The following is a 14,779-nucleotide window of genomic DNA, read 5'->3' as shown; positions in this document are numbered from 1 at the left end:
GTCCGACTGAGCGTCGTCAAACAGAACTGATCGCGGCGCCCGGAGCTCGGGGGTCCCAGGCCCGGCAGTACGGCTCCGTTCGTCCTGGCCGCGACCGTCGCGTTCCTCTCGCGCAACCGCGAATCGGCGGGATGCGACTACGACTCGCGTAGATCGATACGCACTAGGACCACATGGTCGACGGCCTCTTGAAGGGTATCTACGCCAGGAACCGCCTCGCCTCGCACCTCGAGGCCGACGCGACGATCCGCGCCGAGCCCTCGTCGCCGGAAGTACTCCTGAAGGTACTCGGCGACGACGTCGTTGCGCTCGAAGACCTCCGCGTGGCCGGTTCGTTCGCGACCCTCGAGGCGGAGCGACACGCGCTGGCCGCCGTTCCGGAGGTTCTTCCACCAGTTCGTGCCGTGGCTCGTGACGTAGACGACGTCGCCGGACCGTTCGTACCCAACCGGGAACGTGTAATCGGTCCCGGTCGTCCGGCCCGTTACGGTGAGCAACAGCAGGTCGTCGCTGACGAGTCCGTGGATCGGCGACCGCAACACGCGTTCCAGGATCGGGTTCACGACCCGCACCAGCCAGTCCGGCGGGGGACTCGCCGGCCGCACGCGACTCGAGTCGGCCGCCCCCCGTTCGGTCCCCGCAGCGTCGTCTCGGCGGAACTCGTCGGCGTAACCGGCGACGTACTCCTCGATTCCCCGCGGTCGGCGCTCGAGGAGCCGCGCCGCGTCGTCGGTCACGCGATCGGCGAAGCCGAGCCGCGCCGTCGTGTAGATGCCGACTATCAGGAGCACGTAGCCGATCGGGTGCCCGCGATCGCGCATCCGGGCGACGAACGCGGGGATCGAGGGGGCCGCGTACGTGATCTCCCGGTCTAACTCGCTGGAGAACGCGGCGGCGACCTCGTCGTAGGTGAGCGCGTCCGGACCCGTCACGTCGTAGGCGACGTCTCGGTGGTCGTCCGGTTGCGCGAGCACGCGCGCGGCAATTTCACCGACGTCCCTGGCGTCGACGAAGCTCGTCGCGCCGGCGCCCGCGGGGACGAAGATCTCGTCGCGCTCGAGGACGTCCCGTCCGTGCACCTCGTGGAGGTTCTGCATGAAAAACGACGCTCGGAGGAAGGTGTAGGTCGCGCCCGACGCCGCGACGTGCCGTTCGATCCGGTGGTGTGGCAGCAGGACGTTCCGGTCGGCGCCGAGCGTCGAGAGGTAGACGATCCGGTCGGCGCCGACCCGCACCGCGGCGTCGACGAACGCCGTCAGGTCGTCCTCGGCGACGCCGGGCGGGCGAACGAGGAAGACGGCGTCGACGCCGTCCAGGGCCGGCCCCCAGGTCTCGGGCCGCTCGAAATCGAACTCGACGAACGAATCGTCGGCCCCGCCTCCGCGTTCGCCGTCGAGCGCGGTGAGATCCTCGCGTCGCGCGAACTGCTCACCGGCCCCGGCCGGATTCCGAGAGCCCGCTTTCACGACCGCGTCGCGCTCGAGGAGGTGTTCGACGACGTGTCGGCCGACCGTCCCGCTCGCCGCGGTGACGAGGACGGCGTGGCTCATCGTCGCCGATCACCACCCGGAAGCAGTCTGATACAGAGCGCCGCGACCGTGACGTGCATCGCCATCAATAGTCCGACGGCGAGCGGCGTCGCCGTCTCGTCGGCGAATAGCAGCCCGATATCGGGGAGAAACGAAAGGACGAGCACGGCTATCGCGATGCGCCTGAACGTCCGAGCGGGAGTGGACGATACCCGGCGACACAGCAGGTAGACGAGGGCGGCGCCGATCGCACCGACGGCCGAGAGGAAGGCGACGGGCGGAACGGTAAGCGCCTGGAACCCGGGTGCGACGTCGAACGCGCCGGCCGCGGCGACGATGAGTACGTTCACGGCGACCGACAGGACCGTCGCGAGCGCAGCGCGGATCGGGAACGACCGCCTCGAGTCCGCCACGGTATCGGCGGTGGCGGTCACGTCAGCCGCCATGCGGCCCCACCTTCGGCATCGTTCGGACGAACTGCTCGTCCTCGAGACAGTCGAGGATGAATCGAGCGACGTCGGCCCGCGGAATGGACTCGAATCCGAGATCGAGGTCCCCGGCCCGATACTCGCCCGTCCCCTCGGCGTCGGTCAGCCGTGGCGCGCGGACGACCGTCCACTCGAGATCCGTCGCGCGGACGCGGTCGACGTGTTCGGCCGCGTCCTCGAGGACGTCTCGAGCGAGGACTTTCAGGAGGGCGCCCATCACTTTCCCCGACAGCGAGACGCGTTCGCCGTCCTCGCGAACCCCGGCGCCGACGAGGGTGACGAACCGATCGACGTTCGCCTCGCGCATCGCCTCGACGATGTTCTCCCCCGCGACGGTCAGCAGATCGTCCGGGCCCGCGCTCGTCTGGCCGAGAACGGAGACGACGGCGTCCGCGCCGTCGACCGCCTCCGCGACGCCCGCGCCGGTGTAGACGTCGCCGGTCACGACCGTCAGCGACGGCGACTCCACCTGTAGCTTCTCCGGCGACCGGACGAAGGCGACGACCTCGTGGCCGCGGTCGATCGCCTGCCGGACGAGCGGCTCGCCGGTCCGACCGGTCGCGCCGAATACGGTGATACGCATACCCGATAGTACGCCTCGAGAACGCATATACTTGCAACTTCGAAGCTTCGAAGTATTGGGGCTGCGAGCGACGTTTAGCCAAAAGTACGATCGTGCAAGTATTACGTTCTCGAGCCCGTAGCGGGACGCGACATGAGCGACCCGCCAGACGCACTCGAACTTCGATCGCGGTTCTCACGAGAGGAGGCCGTCGCGCTCCGCGAATCGCTCGAGCCGACGGAACGAGAGCAGGTCCGACGGACGGTCGCGGAACTGCTGGATCTGCTGGGGAAGGCCCACGCGATGGCAGTCCTGAGCGCGTTCGCGTTCGCCGACGGCCCCCTGCGGTTCAGCGACCTCGAGGACGACCTCGAGATCGCGCCGAACACGCTCTCGGCGCGGCTGCAGGAGCTGACCGACGCCGGGCTCTTGAATCGGGAGTCGTACGACGAGATTCCGCCGCGCGTCGAGTACGAACCGACCGAGCGCGCCGAAGCGCTGTTTCCGGTGTTCGGCCACCTCCACCACTGGGCGCTCGAGTACGAACTCTGAGGAAATTGGGCGCCGGCGCTCGCTTCAAAATTCGTAGTAACCAATGGGGTTCGAAGCTGTAAGTCTATTGCCACACGTACCGTAGGAATGGTATGGGATCGAACCGACCGGACGGCGCCGCTCGAGGCGGTGACGACGAGACGAGAGACCGGCCCGAGACCGCTCCCGACGCCGACACACGGGAGCGGGAGCAGAAGCAGGAACGGGGAACACCCGCCATCGACGTCGACGACCTGCGGCTGGTCTACGCTGACGGAACCGCGGCCGTCGACGGGGTCGACCTGACCGTTCCCGAGGGCGAGTTCTTCGGCTTTTTGGGGCCGAATGGGGCCGGTAAGACGACGACGATCAAGGTGTTCGCGACGCTGCTCTCGCCGACCGACGGCGAGGTTCGCGTCAACGGGTTCGACGTCCAATCTGAGCCCCGAAAGATCCGGGAGTCGATCGGCTACATGGCCCAGGAGACGAGCGTCGATCCCGAACTCACCGCCGAGGAAAACCTGCGGTTCGCCTGCGAGGCCTACGGCGTCCCCCGCGGGGAACGGGCCGAGCGCGTCGACGAACTGCTTGAGCTCGTCGACCTCACCGACGTCGCCGACAAGCGGGCCGACGAGTTCTCCGGCGGGATGAAAAAGCGTCTCGACGCGGCGACGGCGCTGGTCCACCGGCCGCCGCTGGTCTTCCTCGACGAGCCGACGACCGGGCTCGATCCGAAAGCGCGCAACCGGCTCTGGGACTACTTCCGAGACATCAACGATCGGGGCACGACCATCTTCCTGACGACCCAGTACCTGGAGGAGGCCGACCAGCTCTGCGACCGGCTGGCGGTCATTTTAGACGGCGAGATCGTCGCCGACGGGAGCCCGGCGGCGCTGAAGCGTCGCGTGGGCGGCGAAGTGCTCGACATCGAGGTGGACGGCGGTCGTGCCGCGCGGGACCGGGCGGCCGAAATCGCCCGCGAGTTCGACGCCTTCGAGGACGCGACCGTGGCGGTGACCGACGAGGGCATCAGCGTGACCGCCGAGGCGGCCCGCCAGCGCGGGACGGATCTACTGGTCGCGCTCCGGGACGCGGGGCTGACCGTGACCGGCTTCAACGTCCGGTCGCCGACGCTCGACGACGTGTTCCTCGCGATCACCGGCGAGGGACTCGATGCCGAGTCAGCGCCTGAGACCGCTCCCGAGGGGGTGTCTCGATGAGTCCGCCGGACTCCGGCGGGACGGAATCGGGAGACGCGACCGCGGCCGCCGAAGTCACCGGAACGACCGGTGCAACCGAAACCGGCGGCACCACCGTCGATCGTTCCGGGAACACGTTCCTCGGCGACGTCTGGGTGAACTTCAAGCGGTGGAACCTCAAGGCGGTCCGCAACCCGTTCGTCCTCGTGGTCTCGCTCGTTCAGCCGATCATCTTCCTCGTCCTGTTCACCGAGGTGTTCGGCAACGTCGCCGGAGACGCGGTCAACCGCGGCATTCCGGGTATCGGCTACGAGACGTACCTCGTCCCCGCGATCGCGATCCAGGTCGCCCTCGCCGCCGCGGTCACCTCCGGCGTCGGCCTAGTCAACGACATCGAGAACGGGATGTTCGAGAAGGTGCTGGTCTCCCCGATGAACCGCACTGCAGTGTTCGTCGGGAAGACCGCCGCCGAAGTGTTCCGGATCGCGGTCCAGGTCGCGATCATTCTCGGCCTCGGCGTCCTGCTGGGCGCGGAGATCGCGACCGGCCTTACGGGCGCCCTCGGGATCGTCGGCGTCGGCATCCTGTTCTCGCTGTGGTTCGTCGCGTTCTCGAACGCTCTGGCGATTCTCACCCGCGATCAGGAGTCGACGATCATCGGCGCGAACCTCCTCCAGTTCCCGCTGTTGTTCCTCTCGAGCGCCTTCCTCCCGCTCGAGACGCTGCCCGAGTGGATCCAGACGTTCGCCCGGTTCAACCCCGTCACTTACGGCGTCGACGCCGCCCGGTCGCTCATGCTCGACCGGGACGTAATGACGGTCATCGAGGTCGCCTGGTTCGACGGGGCGTTAAACGGCGTCGTCCCCGGCGTCCTCGTCCTCGCCGGGCTGGACCTCGTACTCGGGCTCGTCGCGGTGTATCTTCTCTCGCGGGCCTCGAGTTCAGACGTTCGGTGAGTCCGAGCAGAGCGGCTTCGATCCCGAACTATCGGCGCAGTCGCGCTATGAGTTCTCCGTCGCGTTCGTCCGTCTCCACGAGTCCGTCGTCCTCGAGATCCGAGAGGAGCCCCTCGAGCCACTCGCGGCCGTACTCGCCGCCCGGCGCGTAGTCGACGCGGATCCGGTGGCCGAGGGTATCGAGCTCGAGTTCGTCGTACTCCCGCAGGGTGCCGATGACGCGCCCGCGGAACTGGCGGCGGCTCCCCTCGAACGACGGCTGCGTGGGGACGTCCGGGGCGGTGAAATCGCCGCTGGCGTACGCGTCGCACCACTCGCGCCAGGGACAGCCCGCTTCGTCGCACTTCGGCGTCTGCTCGCAAGCGACTCCGCCCAGTTCCATGATCGCGTTGTTCCAGACCCGCGATCGGCCTTCGGGCATGAGTTCCCGCGCGGCCTCCTCGAAGGCCGCGTCGTCGTCCGGCACGTCGAACGCGCGGTAGAGCACCCGTTTGACGTTCGTGTCGACGACCGCGTCGCCGTTGTTGAAGGCGAAGCTCGCGACCGCGTTCGCGGTGTAGGGGCCGACGCCCATCAGCTCCTGAAGTTCGTCGGGCGCCTCGGGGAAGTCGCCGCCGTACTCCTCCTCTACCTGCCGGGCCGCCTCGTGGAGGTACTTCGCCCGGTTGTTGTAGCCGAGGCTGTGGTCCGTCCAGAAGCCGACGACGTCCGCCCGATCGGCGTCGGCGAGGTCCGCCGTCGTCGGCCAGCGCTCGAGGAATTCTTCCCAGGCCGCGACGACGCGATCGAGTTGCGTCTGCTGGCTCATCACCTCGCTGACGAGGATCTCGTAGGGATCGTCGGTTCGGCGCCAGGGATAGTCGCGGTGGTCGTCCTCGTACCACTCGATCAGCGCCGCGCGGACGGCCTCGCGGTCGTCGGGGAGGCTCCACGTGGGTTCCGCCTCCGTATCACTCATCGCCGGCACTTGGGCGAGCGGCGGTTTAGGGGTAGTGATCTGGCTGCTGGCAACCAACGAGGCGAGGCCGAAGTCGGAGAGGATGAACCGTACGCCTAAGCCACCGGGCCACCACGTGGCGGATAAGACACAGACACATGCGAACGCGAACGCCAGCCCAGCACGCCCAACTGGCGCTCCTGCTCGAGGTCGCGGGCACGCCCAAGCCCGGGAACGTCGACCGCCACCGCGACCTCGAAGACCTGCGGTTCGACCACTTCCTCGCGGGAACGATCGGCGCCCAGCGGGGCCTCGAGATGGCGGCCGAGGGCGCGGCGGTCGGCCCGGCCTTCGAACGCGCCGTCGAGGGGATGTCCGCGCAGGGCGGCGGCAACACCCAGTTCGGCGCACTGTTGTTGCTCGTGCCCCTGACCCGCGCCGCGAGCGACGACCTCGCTCAGCCGGTCGTCGAAGCCGTCATCGAGGACACGACCGTCGCGGACGCCGCCGCCTTCTACCGCGCGTTCGAGCACGTCGACGTCTTCGTCGCCGACCCGCCCGCGGACATGGAGCCGCTCGACGTCCGCCGCGGCGCCGACGCGGTCCCGGCGCTCGAGGAGCGCGGTCTGACCCTGCTGGACGTCATGGAGGGCAGCGTCCCCGGCGACGACGTCGCCCGCGAGTGGGTGACGGGGTTCGAGCGCTCGTTTACCGCGGCCGAGCGCCTGGCCGAAGCGAACGGCCCGCCGCTCGAGCGGGCTGCGGCGGTCTTCCTCTCCCTGCTCGCCGAGCGCCCCGACACGCTCGTCGCGGACAAACACGGCGAGAACGCGGCGCGAGAGGTTCAGGAGCGCGCCGCAAAACTCCACGAGCGGCGAGCCCTCGAGACCGACCGCGGAGCAGTCGAAACCTTCGCGGACGACCTCGTCGACAGGGGGATCAACCCCGGGACGACCGCCGACATTACGGCGGCGGGACTGTTCATCGCGCTCGAGCGCGGGGGGCTCGAGGTATGAGCGACGGTGCAGGTGACGCGGACGAAGACACCGCGTCCGCGGAGTGGCCCGTCGAACTGACCGGCGTCACCGAAACCGTCGTGACGACGCTCGGGCCGAACGGCCGCTGGAACGCGGCCGCGCTGGGGGTGTTCGCCGGCGACGGCGGGGACGGCAGCGACGGCGATGCCGACGGGACGGACGGCGCCGACGAACCGCTCGCTACCGCAACCACCTGGGGCAACACCCGCACGCGGGGCAACTTCCACCGCGAGGGTGAAGGGTACGTCCAGTTCGTCGACGATCCCGTCGTCTTCGCCGACGCCGCGCTCTCGATCCTCGAGCGCGACGCCCCCGTCCTCGAGTCGGCCGCCGCCTGGGTTCGCGTGGCCGTCGAACCGGTCGACCGCGGGACCGAGAACGGCACCGAGTGGGAGGAGTGGGAACTGCGGCCGCTCAAGGCCGGCGTCGAACGGACGACGGTGCCGACGATCAGCCGCGGGTTCGGTGCCGTCGTCGAGGCGACCGTCGCCGCGTCGCGACTCGGCGTCCCCGGCTACGACGTGGCCGAACTTCGCGACCGGCTCTCGTACTACGAATTGGTCGTCGAGCGGGCCGGCGGGCCGCGGGAACGGGAGGCCCTCGAGCGCGTGCGCGAACACTCGTCGTGGTAACGGTGGGGCTTTCGGCTGCTCGACGCGCGGACGCGTGGACGCGCGGACGAGTGGGAAGGGCGTTCAGGCTCAGACGGGACCGCTATCCGTCTCGCGATCGATTCCGGCCGTTCGGGCACCTCGCTCGAGTCCGACCGATCCGCGTCGAGCAACTCGTCGATAGACGCACGTCGCCTCCCTGAGGTGAAAGCTATCGATACGAGCCGGTCGCGCCCTGGGAGGTAAAGCCGCGGTCGCACGGACCGGCCCGCAAGCGACCCCGGCCGTTGCACTCACAGTCAAAGAGAAAGGGATTAAGAGCCTCTGGACGGAACCTCCCCACATGGCAATCAAACCGGCCTACGTCAAGAAGACCGGGAACCTCCTCCTGGAGCGGTACCCGGACGCGTTCACGACCGACTTCGAACAGAACAAGGAAAGCGTCGCGAAGCTCACCAACGTCGAGTCCAAGGGCGTCCGTAACCGCATCGCCGGCTACGTGACGCGGAAGAAGGGCGCGCAGGCGACCGCGTAAGTCGAGTTTTCGTCTCGTCTCGAGTTCACCGCACTCGTTCGACCTCGAGCGACCGGTGCGTCGATCGATTCCCACGAGTGCGGTTCGACCCCGCTGCTGTTGGGCCGGTAGGGATCGAACGAGCGAAGACGGACACGGCGGTTGCGTGCCGAAACTGGTTGAACAGACGGATCGACGAAGGAGAACGAGCAGCGGTCGGACGGAATCAGTAGTCGAAACCGGGTTCCATGTAGATCGCGGCGACGAGCGCGACCAGCCCGAAGAACGCGGTGATCATGAGTCCTGCCATGCCGGTAACGATGCCCATCTCCGTCCCGACGACCGGAAGCGTGCCGCCCTGAAAACCGGTCCACGCCATGTAGATGCCGATCAGGAAGCAAAGCGCCGAGACGACGGCCGCACCGATACTGAACGGCGTATCGAACAGTCCCGTGTCGGCCGAACTCGCGGTCGTGTTCGTCATCGAGACCACCCCGCCGAACGGCGGTCGGTCGAGGTCGAGACCCCGCTGCGCCTCGAGCGGCGGTCGGCCGATCGTCCAACGGCGGTTCCGGACTGGGCCTGTCGGTGATGCATTTGTTCGTAGGTGCCGCTCCGTTTTCTTAATTTCTTCTATACGCTCCGGTGACGGCGGCCAACGGCGCCGTCCGGGGAATCCGAACCCGTGAACCTGATATTCGATCATGGTAATGAGACGAAAACCCAAACGGTTTTGCGGTCCCAACCCGGAATACGGGAAAATGGCAGTACGAGTTGGCGTACTCGGCGCAACCGGTGCCGTCGGACAACGACTGATTCAGCTTCTCGATCCCCACCCGGACTTCGAGATCGCCGCGCTGACCGCGAGCGAGTCCAGCGCCGGGAAGACGTACAGACAGGCCGCCAAGTGGCGCGTCGACAGCCCCATCCCGGAGGACGTCGCGGAGATGACCGTCCGGGAGACCGACCCGGACGACGTCCCCGACGACGTCGACCTCATCTTCTCGTCGCTCCCCTCGAGCGTCGGCGCGGAGGTCGAACCGCCGTTCTGCGAGGCCGGCTACGTCGTCTCCTCGAACTCCTCGAACGGCCGCATGGACGACGACATCCCGCTGGTCATCCCCGAGGTCAACCCCGACCACCTCGACCTGCTCGAGGTCCAGCGCGACGAGCGCGGCTGGGACGGCGCGATGGTCAAGAACCCCAACTGCTCGACGATCACCTTCGTCCCGACCCTGGCCGCGCTCGCGGAGTACGGCCTCGAGAAGGTCCACGTCTCGACCCTGCAGGCGGTGTCGGGCGCCGGCTACGACGGCGTCACCTCGATGGAGATCATCGACAACGCCATCCCCTTCATCGGCAGCGAGGAAGACAAGCTCGAGACCGAGTCCCGCAAGCTGCTCGGCGACTTCGACGGCGCCGAGCTGACCCACAACAGCATGGAGGTCGCGGCCTCCTGTAACCGCATCCCGACCATCGACGGCCACCTCGAGAACGTCTGGGTCGAGACCGAGGACGATCTGACCGCGGACGCGGCCGCCGAGGCCATGCGCGAGTACCCCTCGCTGGACCTGCGCTCCTCGCCCGAGCCGCTCATCCACGTCTTCGAGGAGCCGGACCGACCCCAGCCCCGGATGGACCGCACCCTCGGCGGCGGGATGGCCATCGCCGCCGGCGGGCTCCAGGAGTCGCCGTTCGGCCTGCAGTACAACTGCCTCGCGCACAACACCCTCCGCGGCGCCGCCGGCGCGAGCGTCCTGAACGGCGAACTGCTGCTCGAGAACGGCTACATCTAACGCGTTTCACAACCAGCGAGTCGCAGTTTCGGGCGCCTTCGCCCGCTTCCTGCCGCCTTTTCCTCGGCGATCGAACGTCGTCCGCGTAGTCGACGCCGTCGACTACCCTGCACACTTTGGCGGCGGGCACAAGTACGAACCCGCCCAACGACAGGTATGATCCCCGTGGTCTCCGACCCCGAATCCCTGTCTACTCCCGGCGCCGACGCTGCCGTTTCCGACGCTTCCGACGCCGCCGAAACCGACGAGACGGGGTCGTTCGGCGTCCTCGCCGATCCACACCGCCGCGCCGTCCTCCGGTACCTGGCCGACAACGAGTCGCCGGTTCCGGTGAGCGATCTCGCGGACCACCTCACCGTCGAACTCGAGGGGGACGACCGGACGAGCGGACGGATCGCCGAGTGGGGCGACGCGCTGCTGGGAACGCGCCGGCGCATCCAGATCTCGCTCCGACACGTCCACATCCCGAAGCTGGCCGACGCCGGCGCCGTCGACTTCGATATCGACGCCAACGCCGTTTCCCTCCGCGAACGCGGCACGGAACTGCTCGCGCGAGCGGACTCGATCGACCGCGCCGAGGACGTCGGTCTCGCGACTCCCGACGTAACAGCGCCGTAGGCTGACCGGAATCCGACCGGTCGCAGACGGAGAGCGGCTAGTTTTAGTTTTCCGACTCGTCGCGAGGAAGCGCGACGACCGGTATCGACGCCTCCTTCACCAGCCGACGGGCCACGTCGCCGGTGAGCAGTTCGGCGAACCGGTTCCCCTCGCGCGGTACGAAGACGACGGCGTCGGCGTTTCGGTCCTCCGCTTCCGCGAAGATCCGCTCGACGACGTCGGTCCCGTAGAGTACCGCCGTTTCGACGGTCGCCGAGGAGTCGGCGAGCGGCCCGCGCGCCCGCTCGAAGATCTCCGCGGCGTACTCCTCGCGCTGTTCCATCGACGCCTTGTCGGGCGCCCCGCCGCCTTTCTCGATCACGTTGACGACGACCGCAGTGCTCGTCGGCTCGAGGTGGGGAACCAGCGCCGCCGCGGTCCGTTCCCCGTCGTCCGGATCCCCGACCGGGACGATGACCGTCCCGTCGAACGATAGCGTCATCGGCGGTCCTCCCCGTGCGGCGCCGTCGCGTCGGTGGCGGTCGGCAGCGATCCCCGCGCGGAATCGAGTCCTGACATTATCGGCGCTTGGCGGTGCCGGGTGAAAAAGGTACACGCGAGCGGGACGGGTCCGCGATTCGGTCGACCGATCGCCCGAGCGGACTCCCGCGCTCAGGAATCGACGTTGACCTGATTCTCGAGGTCCGCGTCCGGGCCTGCCTCGTCGAACCGGCGGACGTTCTCGGCGACGATGTCCGCCAGTCGGTCGTAGTACTTCGGCGTGTGACCGGCGTTGTGCGGCGTGATCTGGACGTTGCCGAGGTTCCAGAGCGGGTGGTCCTCGGGCAGCGGCTCGGGATCGGTCACGTCGAGCGACGCCCCGCGAATCTGGTTCCCCCGCAGCGCCTCGACGAGCGCGTCGGTATCGACGACCGGACCGCGGGCCACGTTGACCAGTACCGCCTCGGGATCGAGCGTCACCAGCTCCTCGCGATCGATCAGTCCGCGGGTCGTCTCGGTCAGCGGACACGCCAACACGAGGTAGCCCGTCCGCGCCAGCGCGTCGTGGAAGGCGTCCCCCTCGAAGCCGATCACCTCGTCCGTCGGCCCGCCCTTCTCGGGCGTGTACCGGACGCCGATCGTCTCGACGTCGAAGGGTTCGAGGCGCTTCGCGACCGCCTGGCCGAGCGCGCCGAGGCCGACGATCGTCACCGTCGACCCCGCGAGTTCGTGGGCCTGGTAGTGGCGCCACTCCCGACGGCGCTGCCTGCGCTCCGCGATGTGGAACCGCCGGGTGAAATGAAGGATCGCACCGAGCACGTGCTCGCCGATGTTCGGCCCGTGGACGCCCGAGGCGTTCGTCACCGTCACGCCCCGCTCTTCGAGTCGGTCCATCGGCAGGTGACCGGTACCCGCGTACGCGCAGGCGAACACTTCGAGGTTCTCGGCGACCTCGAGGAGATCGTCCTCGAGGGTCATCCCGGTGACGAACGCGGCGTCGCGGATCGCCTCGCGCTCCTCGGCCGGCGTTCGCGCGAGTCGCACGGTCTGATCGGGGAGCCGCTCGCGGATCGCCGCAGCGTACTGCTCGACCGGGACGCCGTGCGTTCCTCGCCGAAGGACGAGCACGTCGACGTCGCTGCTCCGATCACCGTCACCGTCATCGTCACTGTCGCGTTCGCTCATGTCCGTACTCGTGGTCTCGAGGGGAACCATCAAAAACGTTCATCTCAGATACGACGTCGCGGCGCGACTGCTCCGGACCCAACGGGGTTCCTCGAGGGCGTCCAGCCCGTCCGCGAGAAATCGACGGGACGCGACCGACGACGCGCACCTGCGAGCCGACCGAAAACATCCCGTCGCCGCGAATTTCATGCCGTTTAATACGCACCGCTGAGTGCCACTGGTGTATGGAACGCGTTGCTGTCGCGATCGTCGGCGGTGGCCCCGCGGGTGCGTCCGCAGCCGAGCGGGCCGCCGCCCACGGCGCCGAGACGGTGCTCTTCGAACAGGGCGTCCCGCGGGAGGACCGCGAGGACCTCGGCCCCGACTCGACCGACGCCGCCGGCATGCTCGACTACTGGATCGACATCATGGACTTCGACTACCGGGAGATCCCCGACGACGTGATCCTCCGGGAACTCGAGGCCACCGAGTTCATCGGCCCCAACAGCGCCGTCGAGATCACGACGACGGGGATGGATGCCGCCTATCCGAAGTTCGGCTACACCTTCCACCGCGCGCGGATGGACGACTGGCTCTACGAACGGGCCGAGGACGCCGGCGCCGACCTGCGCGTCGGTACGAGCGTTACTGACCTCGAGACCGACCTCCGCGCCTCGAGTCCGAAGGGACCGACCCACACGCTCACCCTCTCGAACGGCGAGCAACTCGAGGCCCAGTACGTCATCCTCGCGGACGGCCCGCAGCGCCGGATCACGGTCGACGCGCTCGACCAGTTTACGGCCCCCGGCCGCAGCGTCTCGGACTATCTCTCCCCGCCTGAAGCGAACCACATCGCCTATCAGGAGTATCGGGACTTCCCCCCCGAGCTGTTCGAAGAGTTCGAGGACCGACTCAAGTTCTGGTGGGGTTACATGCCCGGCGAAACCGCCTATCCGTGGGTCTTCCCCAACGACGGCACGGTCGCCCGCGTCGGCCTGACGATGCCCATCGGCATGGAACTCGAGGACATCGACAACCCCACCGCCTACAAACTGCTTGATCGCGACGACGACCAACTCCCCTCCGGCTCCGAGTACATCCGCCGCCTGCTCGAGCGCGAGTACGGCGACGAGTACGATATCGAGACCGACATCCCGATCGTCGAGGACCGCGGCAAGTCGAAGGGCACCGAAACCTATCCGATCTCCTCGACCCGGCCGATCGACTCCCCCGTCGGCGCCAACATCGCCGTCGCCGGCGGCGCGATGGGTACCACCTCGGCGTTCCACGAGGGCGGCTACCACGTCGCCGTCCGCACTGGTAAGATCGCCGGTCGGCTGGCAGGCACCGACTCGCTCGAGCACTATAACGACATCTGGAAGCGCGCAATCGGCGACGAGATCCTGCGCAACGTCACCTTCGCGGACATCGTCGAAGACTACCAGCCCGACGACTGGGACCGGGCCTTCGACGTCATCAATCAGATGCAAGGTACCAACGGCACCGACTCCCTGTTCTCGCGTACCTACTCCGCCGGCTTCGACGCGACGAAACTGCTCGCGAGCTACAAGAAGCGTAAGTTCCACTACCGCGACGGTCGCTACGTCCAACTCTCCGAAGACGAGTACTTCTATTGACCGCAGTTCGCAGTCACGTCTCGTCCTCTCCGGTTTTCGACTCGGTATCAGCTGTCGGCTAGTTGCAGTTTCTTCGGCGAATCCTTTCCGCAGGACCGAAATGTTCGATATTGAGCGAGGACGAGGACTCCCTCTCGCAGAAAACGTTTAAACGACGTGCAGCCCTACCTCGAGTGCGTGCCTTTGTCCCCGTCCGAGCGAACCCATTCGGGTGCGATGACAGTACGGCGAACCCAGGCACGCAATATGTCGGAACGATCACTTCGTTCCACCGACCGGTGATGGCCCACAGCCATCCGCCCGGCACGAGGGTTAGCCAGCTGACGCGGCATGCCGCCACGGGATGAGGCTGGACGTTAGTGTTCCGGGCGACATTTTCGGTACCTCCAATGAAATAGAAGTAACTGCTGGACCTCCTCAAGAGATCTCTGTTAGTGTAGTAGCGCTCTACTTCTGAACAGCCGCTGCGCTTCGCGTATGAAATGCGAAAAGCCCCGCCGGGCGACAACCACCGATGGCTGTCGCTCGACGGGGCTTGAGATGAAGTATGAGTGGGGCGGCGAATCGACGTTCCCAGAGGGTCGCCCACTCCAGTAGTTGCCGATACGCAGGCGAGCTTATCTTCCGTGTTCGGGATGGGTACGGGAGGAACCTCGCCGCTGTGGCCGCCTAACGCCGATCGACGGAATCGAACCGCCGCCATACCAATATCGGTGTGAT

16 protein-coding genes and 1 rRNA gene are annotated in these 14,779 nt (G+C 67.5%); 9 read left to right on the top strand and 8 right to left on the bottom strand.

Going from position 1 to position 14,779, the window contains the following annotated elements:
• Positions 1 to 137: 137 nt before the first annotated feature.
• From ACYQ26_RS14560 to ACYQ26_RS14550, 3 genes are read right to left on the bottom strand one after another with little or no spacing between them, the layout of a single operon-like run.
• Positions 138 to 1,550 (bottom strand): nitroreductase/quinone reductase family protein, encoded by a 1,413-nt coding sequence (locus ACYQ26_RS14560; protein ID WP_459809619.1) that lies wholly within the window; start codon positions 1,548 to 1,550, stop codon positions 138 to 140.
• Positions 1,547 to 1,975 carry a DUF6069 family protein gene (locus tag ACYQ26_RS14555; protein WP_459809618.1) on the bottom strand — a complete coding sequence of 143 codons (429 nt, stop codon included), beginning with the start codon at positions 1,973 to 1,975 and terminating at the stop codon, positions 1,547 to 1,549. Before ACYQ26_RS14555 ends, ACYQ26_RS14560 begins: the two co-directional genes overlap by 4 nt.
• Positions 1,965 to 2,600, bottom strand: coding sequence for an NAD(P)-dependent oxidoreductase (locus tag ACYQ26_RS14550; protein WP_459809617.1), 636 nt, complete (start codon positions 2,598 to 2,600; stop codon positions 1,965 to 1,967). Before ACYQ26_RS14550 ends, ACYQ26_RS14555 begins: the two co-directional genes overlap by 11 nt.
• Before the next feature lie 132 nt (positions 2,601 to 2,732).
• Between ACYQ26_RS14550 and ACYQ26_RS14545 the strand changes: the two genes are divergently transcribed.
• The 3 genes from ACYQ26_RS14545 to ACYQ26_RS14535 all read left to right on the top strand — a co-directional run bounded on the left by ACYQ26_RS14545 (position 2,733) and on the right by ACYQ26_RS14535 (position 5,265).
• The gene (locus ACYQ26_RS14545; RefSeq protein WP_459809616.1) at positions 2,733 to 3,131 is read left to right on the top strand and encodes a winged helix-turn-helix transcriptional regulator; all 399 of its coding nucleotides are present in this window, start codon (positions 2,733 to 2,735) and stop codon (positions 3,129 to 3,131) included.
• 92 nt (positions 3,132 to 3,223) lie between these two features.
• Positions 3,224 to 4,330, top strand: coding sequence for an ABC transporter ATP-binding protein (locus ACYQ26_RS14540; protein WP_459809615.1), 1,107 nt, complete (start codon positions 3,224 to 3,226; stop codon positions 4,328 to 4,330).
• Positions 4,327 to 5,265, top strand: a complete 939-nt coding sequence (locus ACYQ26_RS14535) for an ABC transporter permease (protein WP_459809614.1) — start codon at positions 4,327 to 4,329, stop codon at positions 5,263 to 5,265. Before ACYQ26_RS14540 ends, ACYQ26_RS14535 begins: the two co-directional genes overlap by 4 nt.
• Positions 5,266 to 5,293: 28 nt before the next feature.
• Here ACYQ26_RS14535 and ACYQ26_RS14530 read toward each other — a convergent pair whose 3' ends face one another.
• Positions 5,294 to 6,223, bottom strand: a complete 930-nt coding sequence (locus tag ACYQ26_RS14530; protein WP_459809613.1) for an HhH-GPD family protein — start codon at positions 6,221 to 6,223, stop codon at positions 5,294 to 5,296.
• Positions 6,224 to 6,360: 137 nt separating this feature from the next.
• Between ACYQ26_RS14530 and ACYQ26_RS14525 the strand changes: the two genes are divergently transcribed.
• From ACYQ26_RS14525 to ACYQ26_RS14515, 3 genes are all read left to right on the top strand, one after another.
• Positions 6,361 to 7,218: a triphosphoribosyl-dephospho-CoA synthase gene (locus tag ACYQ26_RS14525; RefSeq protein WP_459809612.1), complete on the top strand. Its 858-nt coding sequence runs from the start codon at positions 6,361 to 6,363 to the stop codon at positions 7,216 to 7,218.
• The gene (locus tag ACYQ26_RS14520; RefSeq protein ID WP_459809611.1) at positions 7,215 to 7,871 is read left to right on the top strand and encodes a DUF447 domain-containing protein; all 657 of its coding nucleotides are present in this window, start codon (positions 7,215 to 7,217) and stop codon (positions 7,869 to 7,871) included. The genes ACYQ26_RS14525 and ACYQ26_RS14520 overlap by 4 nt, the downstream gene beginning before the upstream one ends.
• 322 nt (positions 7,872 to 8,193) lie before the next feature.
• Positions 8,194 to 8,385, top strand: coding sequence for a 30S ribosomal protein S17e (locus tag ACYQ26_RS14515; RefSeq protein WP_459809610.1), 192 nt, complete (start codon positions 8,194 to 8,196; stop codon positions 8,383 to 8,385).
• 205 nt (positions 8,386 to 8,590) lie between these two features.
• Here the strand turns inward: ACYQ26_RS14515 and ACYQ26_RS14510 are convergent, their stop codons facing one another.
• A complete protein-coding gene (locus ACYQ26_RS14510) occupies positions 8,591 to 8,848 on the bottom strand; it encodes a hypothetical protein (RefSeq protein WP_459809609.1) in 258 nt (85 codons plus the stop codon).
• Between the two features lie 277 nt (positions 8,849 to 9,125).
• Here ACYQ26_RS14510 and asd point away from each other — a divergent pair, with 277 nt between their 5' ends.
• Together asd and ACYQ26_RS14500 are read left to right on the top strand one after the other, a co-directional pair.
• Complete coding sequence (asd, locus tag ACYQ26_RS14505) at positions 9,126 to 10,160, top strand: aspartate-semialdehyde dehydrogenase (RefSeq protein WP_459809608.1); 1,035 nt, start codon at positions 9,126 to 9,128, stop codon at positions 10,158 to 10,160.
• Between the two features lie 156 nt (positions 10,161 to 10,316).
• On the top strand, positions 10,317 to 10,778 hold the full coding sequence (locus tag ACYQ26_RS14500) for a DUF7344 domain-containing protein (RefSeq protein ID WP_459809607.1): 462 nt from the start codon (positions 10,317 to 10,319) through the stop codon (positions 10,776 to 10,778).
• Positions 10,779 to 10,821: 43 nt separating this feature from the next.
• On the opposite strand, the gene ACYQ26_RS14495 is transcribed toward ACYQ26_RS14500, so the two are convergent.
• Both ACYQ26_RS14495 and ACYQ26_RS14490 read right to left on the bottom strand, forming a co-directional pair.
• Positions 10,822 to 11,259 (bottom strand): universal stress protein, encoded by a 438-nt coding sequence (locus ACYQ26_RS14495; RefSeq protein WP_459809606.1) that lies wholly within the window; start codon positions 11,257 to 11,259, stop codon positions 10,822 to 10,824.
• 170 nt (positions 11,260 to 11,429) lie between these two features.
• Positions 11,430 to 12,443, bottom strand: a complete 1,014-nt coding sequence (locus tag ACYQ26_RS14490) for a D-2-hydroxyacid dehydrogenase (protein WP_459809605.1) — start codon at positions 12,441 to 12,443, stop codon at positions 11,430 to 11,432.
• A 224-nt stretch (positions 12,444 to 12,667) separates the two neighbouring features.
• On the opposite strand from ACYQ26_RS14490, the gene ACYQ26_RS14485 reads away from it, so the two are divergent.
• The gene (locus ACYQ26_RS14485; RefSeq protein WP_459809604.1) at positions 12,668 to 14,059 is read left to right on the top strand and encodes an NAD(P)/FAD-dependent oxidoreductase; all 1,392 of its coding nucleotides are present in this window, start codon (positions 12,668 to 12,670) and stop codon (positions 14,057 to 14,059) included.
• A 551-nt stretch (positions 14,060 to 14,610) separates the two neighbouring features.
• Here ACYQ26_RS14485 and rrf read toward each other — a convergent pair.
• Positions 14,611 to 14,732: ribosomal RNA gene (gene rrf, locus ACYQ26_RS14480) — 5S ribosomal RNA — on the bottom strand.
• Positions 14,733 to 14,779: the final 47 nt, after the last annotated feature.

This window comes from Halopiger thermotolerans (genome assembly GCF_054654555.1).
Note: the sequence above shows the minus strand (reverse complement) of the source record. Positions and strands in the feature narration are given on the sequence as shown.